The organism is Ferrimonas balearica (assembly GCF_019802055.1).
GTDB classification, from domain to species: Bacteria; Pseudomonadota; Gammaproteobacteria; order Enterobacterales; family Shewanellaceae; genus Ferrimonas; species Ferrimonas balearica_A.
In genome coordinates, this window is record NZ_JAHVHW010000011.1 from 18,645 (window position 1) to 43,686 (window position 25,042).

Consider the following 25,042-nt stretch of genomic DNA (forward strand, 5'->3'; position numbering starts at 1 on the left):
TTGCGTTAACGGCGCATTCCCTGCGATAATCTGCCACCAAAAATTTGCGTCATAGTGGGTGTTATTCCACCGCCGTGACGGCGGTCGCTTGTCTCAGTTTTAAGAATTCGACTTTTGAAATGGCTGAAAAAAGAAATATTTTTCTCGTAGGTCCCATGGGTGCTGGTAAAAGCACCATCGGTAGACACCTCGCACAGATGCTCCATCTGGAGTTTTACGATTCCGATCAGGAAATCGAAGCCCGCAGCGGTGCGGATATCTCCTGGATCTTCGATGTGGAGGGGGAAGAGGGTTTCCGCAACCGTGAAGCTCGTGTCATCAATGAATTGACCGAGAAGCAGGGGATTGTGCTGGCCACTGGTGGTGGCTCTGTTCAGTCAAAAGAGGTACGTAACCGCCTGTCCGCTCGTGGCATTGTGGTGTATCTCGAAACCCCGATCGACAAGCAGGTAGCCCGTACCCAACGCGATAAGCGTCGTCCGTTGCTGCAAGTGGATGAGCCGCGTGAAGTGCTCGAGCAACTGGCAGAAGAGCGTAATCCGCTGTACGAAGAGATCGCGGATCTGGTTGTGCGCACTGATGAGCAGAGCGCCAAGATCGTCGCGAACCTAATCGTCGAGAAACTCGGTTTCTAATACTCACTCCACCTTCGGGGGCGCCATGGAACGGATCCAGGTTGAGTTGGGACAGCGTAGCTATCCCATCATCATCGGAGAGCAACTGTTCTCCCAAGCCGAGACCTGGCTCGAGTCACTTAGGTTGCGCCGTGTCCTTATCGTTACTAACGATGTGGTTGCCCCTCTGTATCTGGCTTCGGTTGAGGCGGTGTTTCAGCGCCTGAATATCCCGTTTGACCATCTGATCCTGCCTGACGGCGAGTCACACAAGACACTGGCGACGCTTGAGCGCATTTTTGCTCGTGCTCTGGAGCTGAATCTCGGCCGGGATGTCACCATGGTGGCGCTGGGTGGTGGTGTGATTGGCGATATGGTTGGCTTTGCTGCGGCCTGTTATCAGCGCGGTGTGCCTTTCGTGCAGATCCCAACGACGCTACTGGCACAGGTGGACTCCTCCGTCGGCGGCAAGACGGCGGTAAACCATCCGCTGGGCAAGAACATGATTGGCGCCTTCCATCAGCCCGCTCTGGTGCTGGCGGATACCACGACTCTAAACACTCTGCCGGACCGAGAGTTTGCTGCGGGTATGGCGGAAGTGATCAAGTACGGCATCATCTGGGATCCGGTCTTCTTCCAATGGCTTGAGCACAACCAGGACGCCCTCGTGGCCCGGGACTCGGCGGCGCTGACCTATGCGATTCGTCGCTGCTGCGAGATCAAGGCGGAAGTGGTGGCTCAGGATGAGACGGAGCAGGGGGTGCGCGCTTTGCTGAATCTTGGCCACACCTTCGGCCACGCCATTGAGGCGGAGATGGGGTACGGCAGCTGGCTTCATGGCGAAGCGGTCGCGGCCGGAACCGTGCTGGCCTGCCAGCTCTCTGCGCACCTTGGCTGGATGACGGAACAGGAAGTGGACCGGGTTAGCAGCCTGCTTGCGGCATTTGATCTGCCTCTGGCGCCACCGCCCTCTATGGCCTGCGCCGACTTCCTGCCTCATATGCAGCGGGACAAGAAAACCCTGGCGGGGCAGATCCGCTTTATCCTGCCTAAGGGCATTGGCCACGCTGAAGTGGTGGCAGGCATCACCGAACCCCAACTGCAACAACTTATCGACGGCGCATGATCGCAGGTCCTGCCACTTCCCATCTCTTGCCGAGCCAGCGAGCCCTGCTGGAGCGTTTTCGCTACCTCACTGAGTACGGTGACCACCTTCTGCTCCTGCACGGTGCGGAAGGCGTTGGCAAAACGGTGCTTGCCCAATCTCTGCTTGAGAGTGCTGAAACCTTCAATCAGGCATACGTCTGTGTCGAGCCCCGGATGGATCCCGCTCAACTGCGCGAGCGCATTGTTCGTCAATGGCGTCCCGGCGCAGTGTTTGATCCCCATGAGCCTCTGCTGGACACCCTGGAACGGGTGATGCCTGAGTCGCCGAATCGGCTGATGCTGATCGTGGACGATGCGCACCGAATGGCGGATACCCTGCTGGCGGAAGTGATTGCGCTGATGATGGAGCAGGAGGCGCTGGGGCTGAGACTCACTCTGGTACTGGTTTCCCCAGAGCAGTTGGTCAACCGACTGCAGGAGCAGTTGCCGGAGGCCTACCAGCATCGCCTTATCCCGGTGGAGGTTCCACCTTTGTCGGTGAGGGAGCGACGAAAGCTCTACGACCAGCTGGTCCGCCGTTACACCGGCAAGCTGTTCATCAATCAAAATGCGGTGGATCGCCAACTGGCGGATCAGGATGGCAGCGCTCAGGCGGTTGTTGCTCTGGTGGAAGCTGCAAAATCCCGCCCGCCACTGAAAGAGGCTCTGCCGAATCAGCGCTGGGCGTTGGCCTTTGTTGGTGCGGTAGTGCTGGCGGCGTTGCTATGGAGCCTCTGGCCGGCAGCACCGGTAGAGGTGGCGACCGAAGAGCCGACTCAGGCACCGTCGGAGCCTGTGGATCTGCCACGCCTTGCTGAAACTTCTGAGGACAGCGAGGCGACCGGGTTTGCCAATGAAGCCGGAGTTTCGATCGAGCTGGAGCAGGATCTCGGCCTGGCCAAGCCCTGGTCTGAGCGGGAAACCCCCTCGGACCGGTTAAGCGAGGCTGCGCGGGCTCTGTCTGAGCCGGAGTTAATGATTGCGGCAGAAGCGGACGAAGCACCGCTTGAACCCGCGTCTCAGGCGATTGCGACAGGCGAGCTGGATGAAGTGCAGGCTGGAGAGTCCGATGCACTGACTCCAATACCAGAGCCGCAAATGGATCAGCCCGAGCCGATTGAGGACGAGCCGGAAATCGCCCCGCTACCCGCGGTGGAACTGCCGCTGTCGGTCCGTCCGCTCGCTGAGCGTCCCGGTGGCAGCTATCTGCTTCAGTTGGCGGTGTTCTCCTACCCGCAGTTGATCGGTCCTTTTCTGGAGAGCCATGGCCTGAAGGATGGGGTCAGGGTCTACCGGATTGAGCGGGAGCCCCAGCCTTGGTTTGTGCTGGTTCAGGGCGGTTATGCCAACAAGCAGTCTGCGCAGGAAGCTAAGGACGCTCTGGTGATGTCGGTCAAGCGACTGTCGCCCTACGTCAAATCCCTCGAGACAGTACAAAAAGAGCTGACCGAGGAGCTGGAACTGGCTGAGATCCTCGGCCAACAAAGGTAGAATCTGGGGTTTTGCAACACAAGATGGTCGGTAGATGACAAGATCGAGAGCCTTTCTCAAATGGGCTGGAGGCAAATTCAAGCTGGTGGATGAGATTGCCACTCGGCTGCCCCATGCCGATCGTCTGGTTGAGCCCTTTGTCGGGGCGGGGTCGGTGTTCCTCAATACCGACTTTTCCAGCTATCTGCTCAGTGACATCAATCCTGACCTGATTGGCCTGTACAACACCCTCAAGCAGGAGCCGGAGCATTACGTCCGTGAAGCCGCCAAGCTGTTTGTGCAGGGCAACAACAGCAAGGACGCCTACTACGGTCTGCGCCAGGAGTTTAACCAGAGCCACGAGCGCTTTGATCGGGCGGTGCTGTTTCTCTACCTGAACCGCTTCGGTTATAACGGGCTGTGCCGCTACAACAAGTCTGGAGGGTTTAATGTGCCCTTCGGCTCATACAAGCGGCCCTACTTCCCGGAAAAAGAGCTCTACTTCTTTGCCGAGAAAGCACAGAAGGCGACCTTCCTTTGCGAGGGATACGCACAGACCTTTGCCCGCTGCCAGCAGGGCGATGTGATCTACTGCGATCCGCCGTACCTGCCACTCTCAACCACCTCAAACTTCACCAGCTACGCCAGTGGAGGCTTCAGCCTGGATGATCAGGCGATGCTGGCCACTCAGGCAGAAGACGCCGCTCGGGAGAAAAATCTGACGGTGTTGATCAGTAACCACGACACGCCGCTGGCCCGTAAGCTCTACGACAAGGCGAAACTGGATACCATTCAGGTGGGGCGCTCCATCAGCCAGAATGGCCGTGGTCGCAAGAAGGTGGATGAACTGATGGCGCTATACCGGCCCTGACAGGACCTGATTGACGATCCATATCAGCGTCAACACAAACAGCACGACGCCGACAATGCCAGACACGATGTAGGGTATTGGGGAGGCGTCGGCGAAATCCCGCCGCCGGTTGGCTTCACTCTGAACGCCGAAAAACGCCGCCAGAATGCTCAAAACCACGCGCATCAATTCAGCGGGCCCGAGGGCGAGGACGTTGGCCGCTCATCGTGGCCATAGAGAAGTTCTAACAGGTCGACAAAGTGAAATTGGCTGGAGCCACTGCGGCCTACAAGCCACTTTTGCCAGGTCAGGCTGGACTGGGCTGCGCATTGGGCCACGGTTTCGGCACCATCGCAGTTGTTGTGATGCAGGGTAACGCCGGTCGCAGCCAACGCCAGAACGCCGGTCAACACCAGTAATCCCCGCTTTGTGCCTCTCCGTATAGCCATACTCGCCTCCTGCCTAGGCAATAGAGGCGAGTATAGCAAGCTGGTCAATTGCTGACCAGCTGGGATCAGAAGTAGAAGTTTACGCCAGCGACGTAGTTGTCCTTCTCAAACTCCTGGTAAACCGCGCCACCGAAGAACTCTACGTAGTCGTTCAGGGCCCAGCTCAGCATGGCGCCGTAATCGTAAGCGCTGCCGTCTTCATCGAAATCGTAGTAACCGGCGTGCAGGCCGAGAACCAAGTCGGCAGGCAGTTCGAGGTCATAGTTACCCTCGTAGTACCAGGTCTCATAGTGCTGGTCGTAGTTGGCTTTGACGTTAAAGCCGTACAGGTCGGCGCCAACATACCATTCAGTAGAGTGGCCGCCATCACCGTAGTAGTAACGAATCACCCCGAAGTCGAGGCCGACGTTGTCGTTCACTTCCAGGTAGTAACCGCCGTACAGATCGATCTCGTAATCGTCTTCCCACTTCTCGTCCAGATACTTGTAGTTGGAAGCCCAGGTACCAACGTACAGGCCAGTCTCATGCTCGTAGTCTACGCCGCCCTGAATCGCGAAATCATCGTCAGTCAGGGTAACACCACGCCACAAGTAGTTGCTGGCCACGGTGGCGTTGAAGCTCAATTCACCACCACCAAACTCGGCGGCAGCGTTGGCGGCAGTACTGCTGGCCATCAGGGCGATAGCCAAAGAGGAAAGTGCTAACTTTTTCATCATCCATTCCCTAGTCTATGGGCAGTGCCCAAAGCGTCGATTTTAAAGTGGAATGGACCTGGGGGGAATTCCTAACCTATTGGCAAACCTAGAGAGATGCAAGGGTAAATTAATTTGCCCTTGGGGTGCTTCCGGGTAGGCGTTAAAATAGCCGGCAAAAAAATCGCCCCCTACAAGAGAACCGGCCATGAAAGAGTTTCTGATCGCCCCCTCCATCCTCTCCGCTGACTTTGCCCGACTGGGTGAAGAGGTTGCTAATGTGCTGACCGCCGGTGCGGACGTGGTGCACTTTGATGTGATGGACAATCACTATGTGCCGAACCTGACCATCGGTCCGATGGTGTGCCAGGCACTGCGAAACTACGGCATTGAAGCACCCATCGATGTGCATCTGATGGTCAAGCCGGTGGATCGCATCATTCCGGACTTTGCCAAGGCGGGTGCGTCTATCATCACCTTCCACCCGGAAGCCTCTGAGCATGTCGATCGCACTCTGCAGCTGATTAAAGATGAAGGCTGCCAGGCTGGCCTGGTGTTGAACCCGGCCACCTCTTTGCACCACCTTGACCACGTGATGGACAAGCTGGATGTGATTCTGCTGATGTCCGTTAACCCGGGCTTCGGTGGCCAGTCCTTCATTCCGGGCACTCTGGATAAGATCCGTCAGGTGCGTGAGCGCATCGATGCCAGCGGCCGTGATATCCGCCTGGAGATCGACGGTGGAGTTAAGGCAGACAATATTGCTGAGATTGCGGCGGCCGGCGCCGACATGTTTGTGGCCGGTTCTGCCATCTTTGGTAAGCCGGACTACAAAGCCGAGATTGATAAGATGCGCCAAGAGCTGGCCACGGTGCGTTCCTGATGCCGTTTTCCGCTGTTCGTGCCATCGCCTTCGATCTGGACGGGACGCTGATCGACAGCGTGCCCGCCCTGGCTCAGGCCGCCGGTGCTGCGCTGGTCGACCTCGGTCGACCCGCCTGCAGCGAGGAGGCAGCCCGCGGTTGGATAGGCAATGGTGCCGAGATGTTGATGCGTCGGGCACTAAGCGGTAATGTTGAGCCGGACCCCACCCTGGAGCCGGAACTGCTGGACCATGCTCTTGAGCGGTTCCACTTCCACTACGGAGCGCACCTGGATAAGGGCAGCCCTCTGTATCCCGGTGTTGAGCAGACCTTGGCCAAGCTGAAGGCACGAGGTTACCGTCTGGCGCTGATCACCAATAAGCCGGCCCGTTATCTGCCTGAGTTGATGGCCACCTGTGGCCTGGCGGATCACTTTGAGCTGATGCTTGGGGGTGACTCGCTGGTTCGTCGTAAACCAGACCCGATGCCGTTGGAGCATGTATTGGACCACTTCGGCCTGGGTGCGCACCAGATGGTGATGGTGGGGGATTCCCGTAATGACATCGAAGCGGCTCGCGCAGCGGGCTGTGCCAGTATTGGCCTGAGTTACGGGTACAACTACGGGCAACCCATCGCGGCGTTGGACCCGACCCAGACCCTGGACCATTTTGAACACTTGCTGGCGTTATTGCCGGCGCGATAAGAGACTGAATCTGTATGACCAAACCCGTTGTATTGAGTGGCGCGCAGCCCTCCGGTGGCCTCACCCTTGGAAACTACATGGGCGCCCTGCGTCAGTGGGTGAAGCTGCAGGAGACTCATGACGCTCTCTACTGCATCGTGGATCTGCACGCCATCACCGTGCGTCAGGACCCCGAAAAGCTGCGCAACGCCTGCATGGACACCCTGGCGCTGTATTTGGCCTGTGGCGTGGATCCGAAAAAGAGCACCGTATTCGTGCAGTCCCACGTGCAGGAGCACACTCAGTTGGGTTGGATCCTGAACTGCTACACCCAGATGGGTGAGTTGAACCGGATGACTCAGTTCAAGGACAAGTCCGCGCGTCACGCCACCAATATCAATGCCGGTCTGTTCAGCTATCCGGTACTGATGGCAGCAGACATTCTGCTGTATCAGGCCAATGAAGTGCCGGTGGGTAACGATCAGAAGCAGCACCTGGAGCTGGCCCGTGACATCGCGACCCGCTTCAACAACCTGTACGGGGACGTCTTCACTGTGCCGGAGCCGCACATCCCTGAGGCGGGTGCCCGGGTGATGAGTCTGCAGGATCCGAACAAGAAGATGTCCAAGTCTGACGACAACGCCAACAACCGCGTTGGGCTGCTGGAAGATCCCAAAGCGATCACCAAGAAGTTCAAGAAAGCGGTTACCGACTCCGATGAGCCGCCGCTGGTGCGCTACGACCTGGAGAACAAAGCGGGCGTTTCCAACCTGATGAGCATCTACTCTGCCACCTCCGGCAAATCGTTTGCTGAGATTGAGGCTGAGTTTGAGGGCAAGATGTATGGCCATCTGAAGGTGGCAACAGCGGAGTCCGTGGTTGCCCTGCTGGAGCCGATGCAGAAGCGCTTTGCCGAGATCCGTGGCGACCAGGCCTACCTGGACGAGGTGATGAAGGCGGGTGCGGAAGCGGCACGCGAGCGCGCTGCCGTCACGCTGGCCAAGGTGTATGACGCCGTTGGCCTGCCGAAGATGCCGCGTTAAGCGGATCGCCCAATAAAAAAGCCGACCTGATGGTCGGCTTTTTTGTGTCTCAACAACCCATTACTGGTATTCAAACACCTTGATTACCTTGCGGACGCCGGACGTAGTCCGGGCCACATCCACCGCAAGGTCCGCTTCGCTGTTGTTGACCAGACCCAGCAGGAACACCTCACCGTTCTCCGTGATCACCTTAATCCGCATAGCGTCCAGCTCATTGTCACCAAACATCCGGGACTTCACCTTGGTGGTGGTCCAGGTGTCGTTGCTGCGAGTGGTGAACCCCACCGGATTGCCGATCCGCAGCTGATCGTGGATCTGCAACACATCCGGGTTGGCTCGGGCGATCTGCACGGCACGGTCTTTCAGCATCTGATTGGGTACCTGACCCACCAGCAGTACCCGGCGGTTCATGGAGATCACCCGGATGCGGGACTGGTTCTTGAGCCCTTCATCCTGATTGAGGGCATCGGTGATCGCGACATCCAGCCCGTGATCATCGACCTGGGTGCTGAAGGATCGGCGATCATTCACCATCACGGCGCCACCCACGGCGCCCGCCATGATCACCCCGGCACAGCCACTCAGGGTGGTGGTCACCAGAATGAGGGCGATCAGGCGTAAGGTAATCCGGCGCATGGCTCAGTCCTCTTGGGGGAACAGGGTTCGGTCAATCACGTCGCAGAGGCTGTGCAGGACCAGAAGATGAACTTCTTGAATCCGGGGAGTGCTGTGGCTTGGTACCCGGATCTCCACATCGCTGTTGCTGAGTAAGCCCGCCATGGCGCCACCGTCGTTGCCGGTCAGGGCCACAATGGTCATATCCCTGTTCACCGCCGCTTCCATCGCCTTGATGACGTTCTGGGAGTTACCGCTGGTGGAGATCGCCAGCAGGATATCACCGCGTTGGCCCAGCGCGTGTACCTGCTTGGAGAACACTTCGCTGAAGCTGTAGTCATTGGCGATGGAGGTCAGGGTGGAGCTGTCCGTGGTCAGGGCGATCGCCGGAAGGCTGGGGCGCTCGGTTTCAAATCGGTTCAGCAGTTCGCTGGAGAAGTGCTGAGCATCGCCTGCGCTGCCGCCGTTGCCACAGCACAGGATCTTGTTGCCGCTCAACAGGCAGTGAACCATCGCCATCGCCCCTTTCTCAATGGACTCAGGCAGAGCCTCCAACGCGTCGATTTTGGTTTGGATGCTCTCGGTAAAACTTTCTTTGATTCGTTCCAGCATGGTCTCCTGACCTTGTTAAAAAGCGTTTTGAATCCAGTTGATGGTGTCACCGTCAATGGCCAGTACGTCGAACCGACAGGGGCTTTGACTCAAGCCCTGTTGTTGCAGGTACCAGTTGGCGGTAAGCCGCAGTTTCTGCTGCTTCTGTGGTGTGACCGCAGCAATGGCGCCACCGAAGCCGCCGGCGCGGCGGTATTTCACTTCGACAAACACCAGGGTGTCCCCCTGGCGCATGATGAGGTCCAGTTCGCCAAATCGACACTGAACATTCTGAGCAACGTGAGTGAGCCCCTGCTGCTGCAAGTAGCGACTGGCTTGTCGCTCGGCTTCCTTGCCCTTATGCAGCATCAGTCAGCCTGAAGCGTGCCGCGGCGGTACTTTGCCCAGCTCAGTTCCCGCTCCAGTTCGCCGTCCGGGCTGACGGCCAGGAAGCCGCTCAACCCTTTCACCCGGTAGCCGGAAAAGACGCGCATCTGCGCCAGGCGGTCAATCAGGCTCCAGCTGTCGTAACCCATCGCATACAAGCGCATCAGGGCCTGATGGCGTTCGGGCCAGAGTGACTCTGCCTGCAAGCGGGCCTCGTTGGAATCGAGTAGCCAGGGCATGTCGCTCAACTCCAGGCCATCCAGTTCCTGGCTCTGTTGGTTGTTGAGCGCCATATGAGCGCGACTGCTGGCATAGAGTGCCAGAGGATCGGCAAAGACCGCCAGACTCACATCCACAAAGGGTTTGAGTAATCGCACTTCGTCGCCATTGGCCACCAGGTACAGCGCATCCACGTCCCGGCGGGAGCGGAAGTCGGCCTGGGTGTTGGCGCCAAACAGTGCCTTAATCGCCTTGATGCGCTCTTCGCTTTGATCCACATGCATGGCGGTCTGTACTGTCCCCCGCATGCTGGCCTGGTTTCCGAAGTAGTGGATCTCCACCGGGTCGTCGCTCAACTCGGCCCACTGCTCGACAAATCGCTCCGCCATCCGCTTGCCAATGGCGTTGCCGGATGCCAGCACCAGAGGATGCTTGTGGCCTTCCAGCCAGATGCGCTGGGCAGCCTGAGCAGCCTCGGTTTCCGGATCCAGTGAGAAGAAGTAGAGGTCGGCACTGCTTACCGAGTCCGGCTCTTTGGCGTTGAGGGCCAGCAGGGGCACCTGGCCATCATACTGAGCCAGTACCTTATCCAGGTTGGGCTTCAGCAATGGACCGATAATGAACTCGGCGCCGTCGGTGAGCGCTTGCTGGTACGCCTCAACCGCATCCATTTCGCCGGTATCGTAAAAACGCACCTCCCGCTGCTCCTCATTGGCGAGCAGGTTGGCCAGAAGACCATCCTGGATGGCCCGGGCCTGACTGGCGACACGCCCACTCAGGGGAAGCAGCACGGCGACCTGGTGCGGCCGGTAGGGTTGAACACTGAGTGCCCGCTCCAGATCCATCGGCAGGCGTTGTGCTGCCGGATGGCTGGGATTGGCCTGCTGCCAACGGGCCAGTTCGCCCAGCAGAGAGGAGGGTTGAACCGCAAAGTGCTGAGTCAGCCATGCCAGCTCCAGCCAGCCGCGCCATACCGGGTCTTGTGCTTGGGCCTGCTGAGTCTTGAGAGTATCCTCATCGGTACGGGACAGGGCGGTCCACAGCGCGTCGGCATTGGCGGCCTGCTCCTGAGCATTCAGGTAGGGACCCAGCCCATACAATGCCGCAGCTTCACTCAAATGTTGGCCTTCGCCGTGATGCAGCGTGGCCCGAAGCTCAAAGAAGTCACGCCACTGCGCGGCGGACAGGTTCCAGTTTGCGGGCCAGCTCAGCAGCGCAAGCGCTTCGCTGCGCAGCTGCTGGTCAGCCAGGATGTGGGCCTGCAACAAACGGTACTCAGCCTGCAACGGCCCGGAGTCCGGCAGTTGTGGGGCGAGCGGCGTCAACAGGTTCTGAGCGGCACTTCGCTGTCCCTGGACCAGATAGGCGCGGGCTGCCAGCAGAAGATAGCTTTGCTGCAGTGACCCCTCGCTGTTATTGGCCAACTGCAGATAGGCGCTCGGGGTTTGGCTGACTTGCCCCAGGGACAGGGTCTCTGTGGGGGCGGCTGGAGTCTGGGGGCCACTGGCACAGCCAGCGAGGACCGCGAACGCCAGGGCCAGGGCGAGATGCCTCCGGCGCACGGGCCGGGATTGGGAAACGCTTTTCACCACGGGGATCCACTCTGATAGAATTGCAGCCACTAGTTTAACCCCCTGTTTGCAGTAAACCAATCCGCGCTTACTGCCCACCCTGAGGTGCCCATGTCCAGTTCCGCCACCCTCTATATCGTGCCGACCCCCATCGGTAACCTGGCCGATATCACCCATCGGGCCCTGCAAGTGCTTCAGGACGTGGATCTGATCGCCTGTGAAGATACCCGCCATACCGGCAAACTGCTGAGCCATTTCGGTATCGGTACGGCCACCATGTCGGTGCATGATCACAATGAGCGCCAGCGGGCGCAAAGCATCATCCACCGCTTGAGCCAGGGGCAAAGCATCGCTCTGGTGTCGGACGCTGGCACGCCGCTTATCTCTGATCCCGGCTATCACCTGGTCACACAGGTTCGCGAAGCGGGCTATGCGGTTGTGCCGCTGCCCGGCGCCTGCGCAGCCACCACCGCGCTGTGTGCCGCTGGCTTGCCCTCCGACCGCTTTGCTTTTGAAGGCTTTCTGCCTGCAAAAAGTAAGGCGCGCATCGATACGCTGACCGCCCTGCAGGAAGAGCCGCGCACCCTGATCTTCTATGAATCCCCCCGGCGGGTGATGGACACCCTGGCTGAGGTGATTGAGGTGATGGGGCCGGAGCGACAGGTGGTGCTGGCTCGTGAACTGACCAAGAGTTTTGAAACCATCCATGGTGGTCCGGTGGCGGAGCTTCGAGAGTGGTTGTCTGAAGATGAAAACCGCACTCGTGGCGAGATGGTGCTGATGATTGGCCCCTACCGGGCGCCGGAAGACGCCCTGCCTGCCGAGGCGCTGCGAACCACTGAGTTGCTGTGTCAGGAGTTGCCGCTGAAGAAGGCTGCCGCCCTCGCTGCACAGATCCACGGTGTGAAGAAGAACGCCCTTTACAAGGCCGGGCTGGATCTGGGCTGGTAGTCCGGGACACCTGCCGCTATAATCCGCCGCCTGGAGTTGGCCAGGCAATCGCTGCCTTGTCGTTGTGCCAAAGCTTTCGGGCTGCGGCAGACGGGCGAGGGGGAGGAAAGTCCGGGCTCCATAGGGCAGGGTGCCAGGTAACACCTGGGGGGCGTAAGCCTACGACCAGTGCAGCAGAGAGTAGACCGCCGATGGCCCTTCGGGGCACAGGTAAGGGTGAAAGGGTGCGGTAAGAGCGCACCGCGCGACTGGTAACAGTTCGTGGCACGGTAAACTCCACCCGGAGCAAGACCAAATAGGCCCCCATTGGCGTGGCCCGCGTTGGGGGCGGGTAGGTTGCTTGAGCCTGGGAGCGATCCCAGGCCTAGAGGAATGATTGTCCAAGACAGAACCCGGCTTATCGGCCAGCTCCAACCTATTAGTGAGAAAACCGCAGTGCTTACCGGCACTGCGGTTTTTTTTATATGAGGTGGAACAAAAAGCCCGCACCACCCTCAGGTGGTGCGGGCTTGTTACTTTCAGCTAATCAGCATGCTTAGTTAAGCGGACAGCCCATCTCGTTCTGATAGGCAAAGCCATTCTTCACATCGTTGTAGCTGCCACTGGTCGCCCCTTGTACCGCAGCCACAACATCGCTGCTGCTGTACTTATAGCTGACGTCCGGGTTCAGGCTGTTAAGCAGTGCGGCCACGGCATGACGGCCCATGGCGTACTCTTTACCACCGCCGGTCTGCAGCACTTCAAGCAGGGTCTTATCCATGCCGAAAATGTCGGAGCCGAAGGCGGAGTAGAAGGTGTCTTCGGGAGCGTACATTACCCAGGAATCAAAGTGATGGGGTTGCTTCCAGTAACCCGGGGTACAACCCTGCCCACCGGGAACCTTCATGATTTCAGCGGCCTTGATGAGGAAGTCATTGTTGACGTCTTCTCCGCCGGTATAGTCATAGGGACGCAACACCAGATAGGGGGCGTCAGCGGCGCCCAGCGCCACGATGTCCAGCATCTGTTCTACGTTGCCGTCATTACCGGTAAAGTCGGCGAGCAGAGTCAACCCTCCATTATTGGGATCGCCATCAGTATCAGACCAGATCTGTCCGGTTTCCGGGATCCCCCCGCCATTTCCATCCAGAGAGGACAGGTAGACGGCGACCCAACTGTATCCGTCAGGACGGCTCAGGTAGATGAACTCCGGCGCCAATTGATTGGAGAGTTCGTTGACGTCACCACCACCTGTGTCACAGGTGGCGCCTTCGAGAGGGTTACAAACGCCTAACCCTTCATCGCCGGTTTCATCACGACGATACAGGTCAGCCATCTCCCACTGGCCGGAAGTCTCGTTAAAGTACATGCCCATGGCGGTGATGCCAGAGTCAGCATCAGTCACGGTGGATGTGCCCAGATTACCCTCAACACCATCGGAGAAATCCGCCATCAGGTGATCAGCGGACCAGGCAGTCAGGGGGGAAAGTAACGCGGTAGCACCCGCCAAAAACAGAGCGCGGGAAAGTTTGGAGTACCTCATACAACACTCCTTAGAGGATGTCAGTGTATCCAGTGATTTAGGTGGCGAAAAAGCCGCCGATCTGAGTCTAGATGGCAGCAGCAGATTCCTCCACGTGGATGTTAAAATAGCCACAAAAATTCTGTGTGTATTTTGTGACGTATTCGTCGTTTCAAACGGGATCGAAAATGGGGAAGGCGATCTTCTTCTGGTTTTTTAGAAGCTTGCTCTGAACCCGACTTATGCGCGACATCAGAAACCCTGTTAAAAGCGCGAGTTGACGGGCTTTAGCGGCGCGGCCCTTACCTTGACAAGCTTGACACCCTCTCCATAAACTTGGTGAGTTGTGGGAAAAAGTGGTTATTTGTGGATCTTACTGGATCGTAACGACAGGGAAGGGCGGCTATGTTCCGCGGCGCCAACGCCATCACGATGGACACTAAGGGTCGGTTAACGGTACCAACACGGTATCGCGAACCCCTGCGTGCCTGCAGTGGTGGTCAACTGATCTGCACAGTTGATATCCATTCCCCCTGCCTACTGCTCTATCCTCTGCCTGAATGGGAGCGCGTGGAGCAAAAGCTGATGTCCCTGTCTGATACCCAGCCTGCTGAGCGAGCGATCAAACGCTTGCTACTCGGCTATGCCAGCGAAGGTGAGCTGGATAAAGCCGGTCGACTGCTTCTGTCGGCACCACTGCGCCAGTATGCCGAACTGGATAAGTCGGTGATGCTGGTGGGGCAACTGAACAAATTCGAGGTCTGGTCCGAAGCCAACTGGCAGGCCCAGATCCAGGCGGCCCACCAGCAGGTGAGTGCGGCCGACATTCTTTCCAACCCCCGGCTACAGGATTTATCACTCTGATGTCTGAGTCATTCCGACACATTACCGTGCTGCTTGATGAAGCAGTCAACGGGCTCCAACTTAAGCCGGACGGGATCTACGTCGACGGAACCTTTGGCCGTGGCGGTCATTCTCGTCACATTCTTTCCCAACTGGGCCCCAATGGCCGGTTGATCGGGATCGACCGCGATCCCCAGGCGGTTGCGGTGGCAGAGCAATTGTCCGCAGAGGATCCCCGCTTTCAGATTGTCCACGGCCCCTTCTCCGGGATTGCTGGGTACATCGAAGCCCTGGGCTTGAGCGGTCAGATCGACGGAGTACTGCTGGATCTGGGTGTCTCCTCTCCCCAGTTGGATGACGCCGAGCGTGGTTTCAGCTTTCTTCGAGATGGTCCGCTCGATATGCGGATGGACAACAGTCGTGGCGAAACCGCTGCCGAGTGGCTGGCCCGTGCCGAAGCGGATGACATCGCCTGGGTGCTCAAAACCTTTGGTGAAGAAAAGTTCTCTCGCCCCATCGCCCGCAAGATTGTTGAGCACATCGCAGCGGGTGAGCCGATGGAGCGAACCAGTCACCTGGCTGGCCTGATTGAGAAGATGACGCCCAAGCACAAGCGGGAGCAGGGCAAGCACCCCGCAACCCGTAGCTTCCAGGCGATCCGCATCTACATCAACAGCGAACTGGAAGAGATCGAGCAAGCGCTCTCCGGCGCGCTGAAAGTGCTGAAGCCCGGCGGTCGTCTGTCGGTAATCAGCTTCCACTCTCTGGAAGACCGACTGGTCAAACGCTTTATGCGTCGTGAATCTCAGGGCGATCCGGTGCCTCATGGATTGCCACTGACCGAAGATCAGCTGAAGAAAAGCCGTCGCCTGAAAACCGTCGGTAAGGCGATGAAGCCGTCCGATGAAGAAGTGCAGGACAACACCCGTGCCCGCAGCTCCGTGCTGCGTGTGGGCGAGAAACTGTAAGGGAGTGCGATGACCACCAATCTGGCGCGCATCATTGGCAAAGACCTGTGGCACCACAAGTGGTTGGTGGCACTGGCTTTGTGCGTGCTGGGTTCGGCGCTTTCCGTGGTCTGGGCCGCGCAGGAGTCCCGTAATCTCACCGCCCATTGGAACGACCTGCTGCAGCAGCGTGACCAGCTTGATGTGCAGTGGCGCCACCTCCTGCTTGAGGAGCAGACGCTGGCGGAACACAGCCGGGTAGCACGGATGGCGACCAAGGATCTGAATATGCATCGGCCCAAGCCGTCACAAGAGCGTGTGGTGAGGCTGCCATGAACCGACGCAAGATCAATAAACCGACCAAGTCTAAACAGGCCAAGCAGAAGCTGAAGCCAACCCCGTTTTTGTGGCGCTTGCGGCTGGTGACGCTGGCGATCGCGCTGGTCTTCACCGGGATCGTGGCCCGGGCAGCCTACATTCAGGTGATTGCGCCTGACCGGCTGCGCCATGAGAGCGATCTTCGCACCTTGCGACTGGAAACCCGCGATGTGCAGCGGGGCATGATCACCGACCGAAACGGCGAGATGCTAGCGGTCAGTGTACCGGTTCAGGCGGTATGGGCCGATCCGAAGCGTGTGTTTGAGGGCAATGGTTTTGATGATCCGCGGCGCTGGCGTGCGCTGGCGGACGTCCTGGATCTGCCGGAAGCGGAGCTGTTGGAGCGGGTTCAGCAGGACCCCAAGCGTCGCTTCCTCTACCTGCGTCGTCAGGTGACGCCGGCCGTGGCGGAATACATCGCCAAACTGCGTATCCCTGGCGTCGGCCTCAAGCCGGAATCCCGTCGTTACTACCCGGCCGGAGAGGTCACCGGTCAGTTGATCGGCCTGACCAACATCGACGATAAGGGGATCGAGGGGCTGGAGCGTAACTACGACGACTGGTTGACCGGCTCTCCGGAAACGGTGCGGGTTCGTAAAGGCCTGGGCGGTGAGGTGGTAGAGAACCTCTCGGTCGTTGCCGAGGGCGAGCACCCCAACGATCTGGTGCTGAGCCTCGATATGCGCCTTCAGAGCCTGGCCTACCGCGCACTGAAAAAAGCCACTCAGTACCATATGGCCACGTCCGGTTCCCTGGTGATCATCGACATTCCGACCGGTGAGATCCTGGCGATGGCGAACACCCCCAGTTTCAACCCGAATCAGCGTAGCGGCATTCAGGCGTACCAGATGCGCAACCGCGCCATTACTGACGCCTACGAGCCCGGCTCCGTGGTCAAGCCGCTGATCGTGGCTGCCGCCATGGAAAAGGGGCTGGTAACGCCGGATACCGTGATGGATACCAGCCCGGGGTGGATGCGGGTCAGCGGTGGCCTGGTACGGGATGGTCGCAATCTGGGTAAACAGGATGTCAGCACGTTGCTGGTGAAATCCTCCAACATCGGTATGGCCAAGATGGCTCTGCAGATGGATGTGGACGAGGTGCTCGCCTTCTACGCCGAGTTTGGCCTGGGCACCTACAGTGGCATCAATCTGGATGGTGAAACCACCGGCAATGTGCCCAAGCGCCGCCGCTGGTCTGAACATGAGCGGGCCACCCTGGCCTTTGGTTATGGCCTGACCTCCACCCCACTTCAACTGGCCCGGATGTACGCTATTCTGGGGGCCGGCGGCGTGGCGCGCCCCGCCTCCATTCTGAAACTGCGTGAGGGGCAGGTGCCCCAGGGCGAGCAGGTGCTGTCGCCCGAGGTGGCGCGGCAGATGGTCGGTATGTTGACTCATGTGACTGAGCCAGGCGGCACCGCGACCCGTGCGGCCATTGACGGTTACAAGGTGGCCGGGAAAACCGGCACCAGCCGTAAAGCGGTTGCGGGCGGGTACGGTGAAGATTACGTGGCGCTGTTTGCGGGTCTGGCCCCGGCGGACAACCCCCGCCTGGCGATGGCGGTGGTGATCAATGAACCTCAGGGTGACGCCTATTACGGTGGCACCGTCGCGGCTCCGGTTTTCTCCGAGGTGATGGCCGGCGCCCTGCAACTTTTGAATGTGGAACCAAGCCATCGGGGCCCCAAGGTGGGCACCCTGGCATCAGTATGGGGGAGCGATAATGTCGTCACTCGATGATCTGCTGGCTCCCTGGATGGCGCTGAACACCGGGATTGAGTTTCAACAGTTGGCACTGGATAGCCGACGCGTGCGCCCGGGAGACTGTTTTATTGCTGTGGCCGGCCACTTGGTGGACGGCCGCGATTACATTGATGCAGCGATCGCCCAGGGGGCGGTGGCTGTGGTGGCGGAAGCGGAACAGGATGGCCGACTGGCGGATCGCCATGGCGCCATCGTGGTGGGTCTTCAGGACCTGTCAAAGCGCCTCTCCGAGATGGCGTTGCGCGCTTACCCTGCCGCGATTCGGCCCACACTGATTGGTGTTACCGGCACCAACGGCAAGACCACCGTAACCCAACTTTGCGCTCAGCTGCTCAGTGCCCTGGGACGTCAGGCTGGCGTGATGGGCACGGTTGGGAACGGCCTATGGGGCGATCTGACTCCCTCCGTCAACACCACCTCTGACGCGATTACCGTGGCCCGCGAGTTGGATCGCCAGGCCAAAGAGGGTGCTGACACCGTTGCGCTGGAGATCTCCAGTCACGGCCTGAGTCAGGCCCGGGTTGCCGCGTTGCCGGTGAAGGTGGGCGTATACACCAACCTCAGCCGGGATCACCTGGATTACCACGGCGATATGGCGGCATACGCGGCAGCGAAGCGTCAGCTGTTCACCCTGCCCGAACTCACCCATGGCGTATTGAACCTGGATGATGAAATTGGGATGCGCTGGCATCGGGAGCTGACTGGCCAACTCCAAACCCTGGGTTACAGCGCCGAAGGCGCGCGTTGTGATGGGGACTTCCTGACGGTAGAGGGGGTCGAGTATCACGATCATGGGGTTCGTGCCCGAGTGATCTCCAACCTGGGCCACGGCACATTGGAAAGCCCCCTGCTCGGCGCATTCAATCTCGCTAACCTTTTGGCCGCTCTGGGAGCATTGCTGAGTCTTGGTTACGCATTGGACGATCTGCTGGCCGTGGTGCCTAAGCTGCACAGCGCTGCCGGACGGATGGAGTGTTTTGGTGGAGGCGACGTCCCGACTCTGGTGGTGGATTATGCCCACACACCGGATGCCCTGAGTCAGGCTCTCGCTGCCCTGCGTCCCCACTGCCAGGGCGCACTCTGGTGCGTATTTGGTTGTGGTGGTGAGCGGGACAGTGGTAAACGCCCTCTGATGGCGCAAGCTGCGGAGCAGGGGGCCGACCATCTGATCATCACGGCGGATAACCCGCGCAGCGAGCAGTTCGCGCATATCGTGGCGCAGATGGAAGCGGGCCTGAACGGTCAGGCTGAAGTGATAGAAGATCGCGCCAGCGCGGTTAGCCGGGCTTTTGCGGAAGCTCAGCCGGGAGACATGATTCTGCTGGCGGGTAAGGGCCATGAGGATTACCAGATCATTGGTGGCGAACGGCTGGACTACAACGAACGCGCTCTGGCGCAACAACTGGTGGAGCAGGGCTTATGATCCCGGTATCCCTGAGTACCCTCACTGAAGCGGTAGGCGGCACCCTGAATGGGGCTGACATTACGGTCGAGCGGATCGGGACCGACACCCGGGCACTGGCGTCTGGGGATCTGTTCCTGGCACTGGTGGGCGAGCGTTTTGATGGCCATGAGTTTGTTGCTCAGGCGGAGGCAGCAGGCGCCGCTGCATTGCTGGTGAGCCGACCGGTTGAGAGCCCCCTGCCTCAGATCCTGGTGGAAGACACGCTGATGGCGCTGGGACAACTTGGGGCCTGGCTGCGACAGACTCTGGCTCCGACCTGCCTGGCCATCACCGGCTCGGTGGGAAAAACCTCGGTTAAAGAGATGACTGCCGCCATCTTCAGTCAGTTGGGTCCGACCCTGGCGACCCGGGGAAACCTCAATAACACCATTGGTGTCCCTCTGACCCTGCTTGAACTTGAGCCACAACATCGCTTTGCCATTTTGGAGCTGGGCGCCAACCATGCTGGAGAGATTCGCTATACCTCCAGTCTGGTGCAACCCAAGGCAGCGCTGATCAACAACATCCGGGGTGCGCACCTGGAGGGGTTCGGTGGCATTGAGGGCGTGGCCCGTGCCAAATCCGAGATCTATGAACATCTGACGGAAAACGACACGGCGATCGTCAACCTGGATGATGAGTGGGCTCCCTGGTTGCTGGAGCAACTGGGTGACCAAAACCGGCTGACCTACTCCAGCCAGAACAGTGCCGACGTATGGGCATCGGCGCTGTCGCGTGATCACAACGGCTGCTACCACTTCCTTCTGCATCGCGGCGAAGCCGAAGTGCTGGTGCGCTTGCCGTTGCCTGGACGCCATCAGGTGGACAATGCGCTGGCAGCAGCGGCCTTGGCCACGGCTGCGGATGTCAGCCTGGAGCAGATCGCCAGTGGCCTGGCGTTGGCGCCGACGGTGGCGGGTCGCACCCAGTTTTACGCCTTGCGGGCTGAGATCACGCTGATCGATGACAGCTATAACGCCAATGCGGCCTCCACCATGGCCGCCATCGATCTGATGGCAGAAAGAGAGGGTTCTACCCTGCTGGTTTTTGCGGATATGGGTGAGTTGGGCGAGGAAGCTGAGACAGAACACCGGCGCGTTGGACGCTATGCCAGAGAAAAAGGGATTGACCGCTTGCTGACAGTGGGTACATTAAGCCGCTTTGCCGCGCAAGAGCATGATGCTGCGCGTCACTTTGGGGACCAAGCGGAACTGCTCCCTGACCTGAAAGCTGAGCTGGCGACCCTCTCTGGGCCTGTCACGGTATTGATTAAAGGTTCTCGCAGCGCCCGCATGGAAAATGTGGCCAGGGCACTGCGTGACGAATTTGGGGAAAACGAATAGATGCTGGTTTATCTGGCGGAATACCTGACACAGTATTACACCGCTTTTAACGTCTTTTCCTATCTGACGTTCCGGGCCATTGTTGGCCTGCTGACCGCACTGGCTTTCTGCCTATGGGCCGGTCCGCGCATGATCAGCTATCTGCAGCGCCTGCAGATTGGACAAGTGGTTCGGGACGATGGTCCGGAGTCCCACTTCAGTAAGCGGGGCACACCGACCATGGGTGGCCTGATGATCCTGGCGGGCATCTTTGTCTCCACCCTGCTGTGGGGTGATCTGGGCAACCACTATGTACTGACCATGCTGTTTGTGATCGGTGCGTTTGGTCTTATCGGGTTTATCGACGATTACCGCAAGGTGATCCGTAAGGATCCCAAGGGGTTGATCGCCCGCTGGAAGTACTTCTGGCAATCCGCCGCCGCGCTGACAACGGGAATCGCGCTCTATATGTGCACGGCGCCGGATCAGCAGGTGCTGGTGGTGCCCTTCCTGAAAGATGTGATGCCTCAGCTGGGTCTGCTCTACATTGCGCTGGCTTACTTCACCATTGTGGGCAGCTCCAATGCGGTCAACCTGACCGATGGTCTGGACGGCCTGGCGATCGTACCGACCGTGATGGTGGCGGCCGCGTTTGCTCTGGTGGCCTACCTCAGCGGTAACGTCAACTTCGCTCAGTATCTCCATATTCCTTATCTGCCGGGGGCCGGTGAATTGGTGGTGGTTTGTACCGCCATGGTAGGCGCCGGTCTGGGTTTCCTCTGGTTCAACACCTATCCGGCCCAGGTCTTTATGGGCGATGTGGGTTCCCTGGCCCTGGGCGCAGCCCTGGGGGCGCTGGCGGTACTGACCCGTCAGGAGATCCTGCTGGTGATCATGGGTGGCCTGTTTGTTGTCGAAACCCTGTCTGTGATTCTTCAGGTGGGCTCCTTCAAGCTGCGCCGTAAGCGGATCTTCCGCATGGCGCCCATCCACCACCACTATGAGCTGAAGGGCTGGCCGGAGCCGCGGGTGATCGTACGCTTCTGGATCATCTCCCTCTGCCTGGTGCTGCTGGGTCTGGCGACCCTGAAGGTACGCTGATGACTGGCCCTGTCCCCCACACCTGGATCCTCGGCCTCGGCGTGACCGGCCTCAGTGTGGTTCGCCACCTGGCTGGTCAGGGGCAGACCCTTGCCGTGTGGGACACCCGGGCGACACCGCCCGGCGCCGATACCCTGGCGCAAGGTTATCCGGATGTGGCGCTGCGCACCGGCCCCTTTGACGGCGAAACGCTGTCTCAGGCGAAACGGCTGGTGGTCAGCCCGGGGCTGGACCTTCGTACCCCGGCACTGGCGCAGGCGATTGCCGCTGGTGTCGAGGTGGTGGGTGACATCGAACTGTTCGCCCGGGCGGCGGATGCGCCGGTTATCGGTATTACCGGATCCAACGGGAAATCCACGGTCACGACCCTGCTGGGCCATTTGGCTCGTGAGTGCGGGGCCAGCGTCGGAGTGGGCGGCAACATCGGTACTCCGGCTCTGGACCTGCTGAATCGGGGCCATGGCCTTTACGTGCTGGAACTTTCCAGCTTTCAGTTGGAAACCACCCGCTCCCTGAATGCGGTGGCGGGCACCGTGCTCAATGTCAGCCCCGATCATCTGGACCGCTATGACAGCTATGAGGCGTACCGGGACGCCAAACTGGCGCTCTACCCTCAGTGCGACACCTGCGTGGTCAACCGGGCAGACGCCAATACACAGGCGCCCGAATCCGCTCATGTGGTGAGCTTTGGCCCCGATGCGCCCGCCGACGGCCAGTTTGGCATTGAAGGCGACTGGTTGATGCTGGGGGGCGAACGTCTGAAACGGCGTGACGCGCTCTCTCTGGTCGGGGCGCATAACGAACAGAACATTCTCGCCGCGCTGGCACTGGGCCATGCAGCTGGTTTGGCGATGGCACCGATGCTGGCTGCGTTGGACAGCTACCGCGGATTGCCCCATCGCTGTGAGCTGATCACCCAAATCCAGGGTGTCCGCTACGTCAACGACTCCAAGGCCACGAATCTGGGCGCCACTCAGGCGGCGCTTGAGGGGCTGGAGATTGCGCGGGTGTGGCTGATCGCTGGCGGTGATGCCAAAGGGCAGGACCTCTCCCCGCTGGCACCGGCGATTACCGGCCTGGCTGGCTTGATCACCCTGGGGCAGGATGGCCCGGCCATCGCCGCGATGCGCGCGGATGCCATTCAGGTGGATGGCATTGAAGCCGCTGTGGAGATCGCCGCAGCGAAAGCCCGTGAGGGCGACATCGTACTGTTGTCACCGGCGTGTTCGAGCCTGGACATGTACGCCAGCTTTGAGCAGCGCGGTCAGCGTTTTGCTGACGCCGCTCGGAGGCTGAAGTGAAGGCCCCGGCCGCTCAACTGAGTCTGTTCAGCGATCGCTGGTCGGCGTTTCGTGCCGGGGTGTTCCCCGCCAAAGCGCCGGGCATGCAGCTGTATGACCGTATTCTGCTGGTGCTGATCCTGACCCTGGCGGTAACCGGCCTGCTGATGGTGACCTCTGCCTCCATGGCGGAGGGGGCCAAACTCACCGGCGATCCCTACCACTTCGTCAAACGCCAGCTGCTGTTTCTTGGCACGGCGATGATGATCGGGGTGGCGGTGCTGCAAGTGCCCATGTCCCGCTGGGAGCAATTCAGCTGGGCACTGATGCTGGCGGCACTGGTGTTGCTGGTGGTGGTGTTGATCGGGGGAAGAACGGTCAATGGCGCCACCCGCTGGCTGCCGTTGGGGCCCTTTAACCTGCAGGTGGCGGAGGTGGCCAAACTGGCACTCTTCGTGTTCCTGGCGGGTTATCTGGTGCGACGACATCAGGAACTCCGAGAGGAGATCAAAGGCTTTGTGAAGCCGGTAGCGGTGCTGGCGGTGTACGCCGGATTGATCCTGCTGCAGCCGGATCTCGGCACCGTGGTGGTGATGTTCGTCACCGTCATGGGCATGCTCTTTCTGGCGGGTGCCAGTTTGGGCAAATTTGTCACCCTGGCTCTGGTAGGCGTGGGGCTCGTGGTTCTGCTTATCGTGGTCGAGCCCTACCGCATGGCGCGGGTGATGAACTTTATGGATCCCTGGGAAGATCCTTTTGGCAGTGGCTATCAGCTGACTCAGTCGCTGATGGCTTATGGCCGGGGGGACTGGCTGGGGCAGGGTCTTGGCAACAGTATCCAGAAACTGGAGTACCTGCCTGAGGCCCATACGGACTTTATTTTTGCAGTGCTGGGTGAAGAGCTCGGCTTTATCGGTGTTGTGGCCGTACTGGGATTGCTGTTGGCCCTGGCGTTTCGTGCGCTGTGGATTGGCCACCTGGCTCTGAAGCAGGAGCAAGCGTTCTCCGGTTACCTGGCTTACGGCATCGGTATCTGGTTCAGTTTCCAAACGGCGGTGAACGTCGGGGCCAGTGTGGGCGTGCTGCCGACCAAGGGCCTGACATTGCCGCTGGTGTCATACGGTGGAAGTAGTTTATGGGTGATGACCGCGGCTTCGGCCATGTTATTGCGGATCGATCACGAGCGGCGGGTGGCGCAAACCCAGCCCGCCAAAGCGACGGAGGCAAGCGATGAGTGAGGCGAAAGCACCCCGCTTGATGGTGATGGCTGGCGGCACCGGAGGACACGTATTTCCGGCGCTGGCGGTTGCCCGACGTCTGCGTGAACAGGGCTGGGAAGTGCTCTGGCTCGGTACTGCCGAGCGGATGGAAGCACGACTGGTGCCTCAGCATGGTTTTGCCATCCGCTTTATCGACATTAAAGGGGTTCGGGGCAATGGCTTGATGCGCAAGCTCAAGGCCCCGTTTCAGATCCTGAAGGCGATTGCTCAGGCGCGTCAGATCCAGGCTGAGTTCCAGCCGGATGTAGTACTGGGCATGGGCGGTTATGCCGCTGGTCCGGGAGGCATTGCTGCCTGGCTGCGTCGCACTCCGCTGGTGCTGCATGAGCAAAATGCCGTGGCCGGTGCCACCAACTCGATTCTGGCGCGCTTTGCCAGCAAGGTGCTGGTGGCGTTCAACAATGTGTTGCCCGGTGAAGAGCGGGTCGGCAACCCGGTACGTGATGAGCTGGTGGCCATTGGCGAAGCGCATCCGGTTGAGCCGGGTGAACAGCTGAAAGTGCTGGTGGTCGGCGGCAGCCTCGGGGCTCAGGTGTTGAATGAGCAGGTGCCTGCGGCGGTTGGCCTGCTGGCCAATGAGGCGGCAGTCACTGTCTGGCATCAGGTTGGTCGGGGCAATGAGGCTTCGGTAAGCCAGCGCTGGGGCGAGATAGCGCCGGGTGTTGGCGCGCAGGTGGCGGAGTTTATTGATGATATGGCGGCTGCCTACGCCTGGGCGGACTTGGTGATCTGCCGCGCCGGCGCCCTGACCGTTGCCGAACTGGCGGCCACCGGGCGGCCCTCCCTGCTGGTGCCGTTCCCCCACGCGGTGGATGACCATCAGACCAAGAACGCGGAAGCCTTGGTCGGTGCGGGGGCGGCGCGACTGCTGCCCCAGTCCAGCCTGACGCCGGAGCAACTGGCGGAGGAGATCCTGACCCTGGTGCGCCAGCCGGAGCAACTGGTGAAGATGGCGCAGCAGGCGCGAAGCAGCGCCATCCTGGATGCCACCGATAAGGTGGCCGGTATCTGTCAATCATTGGCACGGAGAGATTGAG

General features: G+C 59.8%; 26 protein-coding genes and 1 other RNA gene. 19 read left to right on the plus strand and 8 right to left on the minus strand.

What is annotated here, in order from left to right:
• The first annotated feature begins 119 nt into the window (after positions 1-119).
• From aroK to KUV52_RS15980, 4 genes are read left to right on the plus strand one after another with little or no spacing between them, the layout of a single operon-like run.
• Positions 120-635 (plus strand): shikimate kinase AroK, encoded by a 516-nt coding sequence (aroK, locus tag KUV52_RS15965; protein ID WP_222526940.1) that lies wholly within the window; start codon positions 120-122, stop codon positions 633-635.
• Positions 636-660: 25 nt separating this feature from the next.
• Positions 661-1,740 (plus strand): 3-dehydroquinate synthase, encoded by a 1,080-nt coding sequence (gene aroB / locus KUV52_RS15970; RefSeq protein WP_222526941.1) that lies wholly within the window; start codon positions 661-663, stop codon positions 1,738-1,740.
• Complete coding sequence (locus KUV52_RS15975) at positions 1,737-3,251, plus strand: SPOR domain-containing protein (protein WP_222526942.1); 1,515 nt, start codon at positions 1,737-1,739, stop codon at positions 3,249-3,251. Before aroB ends, KUV52_RS15975 begins: the two co-directional genes overlap by 4 nt.
• A 34-nt stretch (positions 3,252-3,285) precedes the next feature.
• A complete protein-coding gene (locus KUV52_RS15980) occupies positions 3,286-4,101 on the plus strand; it encodes a Dam family site-specific DNA-(adenine-N6)-methyltransferase (RefSeq protein WP_222526943.1) in 816 nt (271 codons plus the stop codon).
• Here the strand turns inward: KUV52_RS15980 and KUV52_RS15985 are convergent.
• The 3 genes from KUV52_RS15985 to KUV52_RS15995 all read right to left on the minus strand — a co-directional run bounded on the left by KUV52_RS15985 (position 4,087) and on the right by KUV52_RS15995 (position 5,242).
• Entirely contained in the window at positions 4,087-4,266 is a 180-nt protein-coding gene (locus KUV52_RS15985) for a DUF2970 domain-containing protein (RefSeq protein ID WP_222526944.1), read from the minus strand. The two genes, KUV52_RS15980 and KUV52_RS15985, sit on opposite strands and share 15 nt — an antisense overlap.
• Positions 4,266-4,529 carry a hypothetical protein gene (locus KUV52_RS15990; protein WP_222526945.1) on the minus strand — a complete coding sequence of 88 codons (264 nt, stop codon included), beginning with the start codon at positions 4,527-4,529 and terminating at the stop codon, positions 4,266-4,268. Before KUV52_RS15990 ends, KUV52_RS15985 begins: the two co-directional genes overlap by 1 nt.
• A gap of 65 nt (positions 4,530-4,594) precedes the next feature.
• Positions 4,595-5,242, minus strand: coding sequence for a TorF family putative porin (locus KUV52_RS15995; protein ID WP_222526946.1), 648 nt, complete (start codon positions 5,240-5,242; stop codon positions 4,595-4,597).
• Between the two features lie 187 nt (positions 5,243-5,429).
• Here KUV52_RS15995 and rpe point away from each other — a divergent pair, with 187 nt between their 5' ends.
• Genes rpe through trpS form a run of 3 tightly spaced genes read left to right on the plus strand, consistent with a single transcriptional unit; the run spans position 5,430 to position 7,809 of the window.
• Positions 5,430-6,104 carry a ribulose-phosphate 3-epimerase gene (gene rpe, locus KUV52_RS16000; RefSeq protein ID WP_222526947.1) on the plus strand — a complete coding sequence of 225 codons (675 nt, stop codon included), beginning with the start codon at positions 5,430-5,432 and terminating at the stop codon, positions 6,102-6,104.
• Complete coding sequence (locus KUV52_RS16005) at positions 6,104-6,787, plus strand: phosphoglycolate phosphatase (protein WP_222526948.1); 684 nt, start codon at positions 6,104-6,106, stop codon at positions 6,785-6,787. The genes rpe and KUV52_RS16005 overlap by 1 nt, the downstream gene beginning before the upstream one ends.
• 14 nt (positions 6,788-6,801) lie before the next feature.
• Positions 6,802-7,809, plus strand: coding sequence for a tryptophan--tRNA ligase (gene trpS, locus KUV52_RS16010; RefSeq protein WP_222526949.1), 1,008 nt, complete (start codon positions 6,802-6,804; stop codon positions 7,807-7,809).
• A 60-nt stretch (positions 7,810-7,869) separates the two neighbouring features.
• Here trpS and dolP read toward each other — a convergent pair whose 3' ends face one another.
• The 4 genes from dolP to KUV52_RS16030 are packed head-to-tail and all read right to left on the minus strand — an operon-like array spanning position 7,870 to position 11,210.
• Positions 7,870-8,445 carry a division/outer membrane stress-associated lipid-binding lipoprotein gene (dolP, locus tag KUV52_RS16015; protein ID WP_222526950.1) on the minus strand — a complete coding sequence of 192 codons (576 nt, stop codon included), beginning with the start codon at positions 8,443-8,445 and terminating at the stop codon, positions 7,870-7,872.
• Between the two features lie 3 nt (positions 8,446-8,448).
• Entirely contained in the window at positions 8,449-9,036 is a 588-nt protein-coding gene (locus KUV52_RS16020) for a phosphoheptose isomerase (RefSeq protein WP_222526951.1), read from the minus strand.
• Positions 9,037-9,051: 15 nt separating this feature from the next.
• On the minus strand, positions 9,052-9,384 hold the full coding sequence (locus KUV52_RS16025; RefSeq protein WP_222526952.1) for a YraN family protein: 333 nt from the start codon (positions 9,382-9,384) through the stop codon (positions 9,052-9,054).
• The gene (locus KUV52_RS16030) at positions 9,384-11,210 is read right to left on the minus strand and encodes a penicillin-binding protein activator (RefSeq protein ID WP_222526953.1); all 1,827 of its coding nucleotides are present in this window, start codon (positions 11,208-11,210) and stop codon (positions 9,384-9,386) included. The genes KUV52_RS16025 and KUV52_RS16030 overlap by 1 nt, the downstream gene beginning before the upstream one ends.
• 93 nt (positions 11,211-11,303) lie before the next feature.
• On the opposite strand from KUV52_RS16030, the gene rsmI reads away from it, so the two are divergent.
• Both rsmI and rnpB read left to right on the plus strand, forming a co-directional pair.
• Positions 11,304-12,143 (plus strand): 16S rRNA (cytidine(1402)-2'-O)-methyltransferase, encoded by an 840-nt coding sequence (gene rsmI, locus KUV52_RS16035; protein WP_222526954.1) that lies wholly within the window; start codon positions 11,304-11,306, stop codon positions 12,141-12,143.
• A gap of 32 nt (positions 12,144-12,175) precedes the next feature.
• Positions 12,176-12,559: RNase P RNA component class A (gene rnpB, locus KUV52_RS16040), an RNA gene on the plus strand.
• Positions 12,560-12,678: 119 nt separating this feature from the next.
• Here rnpB and KUV52_RS16045 read toward each other — a convergent pair.
• Positions 12,679-13,665, minus strand: coding sequence for a hypothetical protein (locus KUV52_RS16045; protein WP_222526955.1), 987 nt, complete (start codon positions 13,663-13,665; stop codon positions 12,679-12,681).
• A gap of 384 nt (positions 13,666-14,049) precedes the next feature.
• Here KUV52_RS16045 and mraZ point away from each other — a divergent pair, with 384 nt between their 5' ends.
• Genes mraZ through murG form a run of 10 tightly spaced genes read left to right on the plus strand, consistent with a single transcriptional unit; the run spans position 14,050 to position 25,041 of the window.
• Positions 14,050-14,508 (plus strand): division/cell wall cluster transcriptional repressor MraZ, encoded by a 459-nt coding sequence (gene mraZ / locus KUV52_RS16050; protein ID WP_222526956.1) that lies wholly within the window; start codon positions 14,050-14,052, stop codon positions 14,506-14,508.
• Positions 14,508-15,455 (plus strand): 16S rRNA (cytosine(1402)-N(4))-methyltransferase RsmH, encoded by a 948-nt coding sequence (gene rsmH / locus KUV52_RS16055; RefSeq protein ID WP_222526957.1) that lies wholly within the window; start codon positions 14,508-14,510, stop codon positions 15,453-15,455. Before mraZ ends, rsmH begins: the two co-directional genes overlap by 1 nt.
• Positions 15,456-15,464: 9 nt before the next feature.
• On the plus strand, positions 15,465-15,770 hold the full coding sequence (gene ftsL, locus KUV52_RS16060; protein ID WP_222526958.1) for a cell division protein FtsL: 306 nt from the start codon (positions 15,465-15,467) through the stop codon (positions 15,768-15,770).
• Complete coding sequence (locus KUV52_RS16065) at positions 15,767-17,554, plus strand: peptidoglycan D,D-transpeptidase FtsI family protein (RefSeq protein ID WP_222526959.1); 1,788 nt, start codon at positions 15,767-15,769, stop codon at positions 17,552-17,554. The genes ftsL and KUV52_RS16065 overlap by 4 nt, the downstream gene beginning before the upstream one ends.
• Positions 17,538-19,001 (plus strand): UDP-N-acetylmuramoyl-L-alanyl-D-glutamate--2,6-diaminopimelate ligase, encoded by a 1,464-nt coding sequence (murE, locus tag KUV52_RS16070; RefSeq protein WP_222526960.1) that lies wholly within the window; start codon positions 17,538-17,540, stop codon positions 18,999-19,001. The genes KUV52_RS16065 and murE overlap by 17 nt, the downstream gene beginning before the upstream one ends.
• Positions 18,998-20,365, plus strand: coding sequence for a UDP-N-acetylmuramoyl-tripeptide--D-alanyl-D-alanine ligase (gene murF / locus KUV52_RS16075; RefSeq protein ID WP_222526961.1), 1,368 nt, complete (start codon positions 18,998-19,000; stop codon positions 20,363-20,365). Before murE ends, murF begins: the two co-directional genes overlap by 4 nt.
• Positions 20,366-21,445: a phospho-N-acetylmuramoyl-pentapeptide-transferase gene (gene mraY / locus KUV52_RS16080; RefSeq protein WP_222526962.1), complete on the plus strand. Its 1,080-nt coding sequence runs from the start codon at positions 20,366-20,368 to the stop codon at positions 21,443-21,445.
• Complete coding sequence (murD, locus tag KUV52_RS16085) at positions 21,445-22,746, plus strand: UDP-N-acetylmuramoyl-L-alanine--D-glutamate ligase (RefSeq protein ID WP_222526963.1); 1,302 nt, start codon at positions 21,445-21,447, stop codon at positions 22,744-22,746. The genes mraY and murD overlap by 1 nt, the downstream gene beginning before the upstream one ends.
• Positions 22,743-23,963: a cell division protein FtsW gene (gene ftsW, locus KUV52_RS16090; protein ID WP_222526964.1), complete on the plus strand. Its 1,221-nt coding sequence runs from the start codon at positions 22,743-22,745 to the stop codon at positions 23,961-23,963. Before murD ends, ftsW begins: the two co-directional genes overlap by 4 nt.
• Complete coding sequence (gene murG / locus KUV52_RS16095) at positions 23,956-25,041, plus strand: undecaprenyldiphospho-muramoylpentapeptide beta-N-acetylglucosaminyltransferase (RefSeq protein WP_222526965.1); 1,086 nt, start codon at positions 23,956-23,958, stop codon at positions 25,039-25,041. The genes ftsW and murG overlap by 8 nt, the downstream gene beginning before the upstream one ends.
• Position 25,042: the final 1 nt, after the last annotated feature.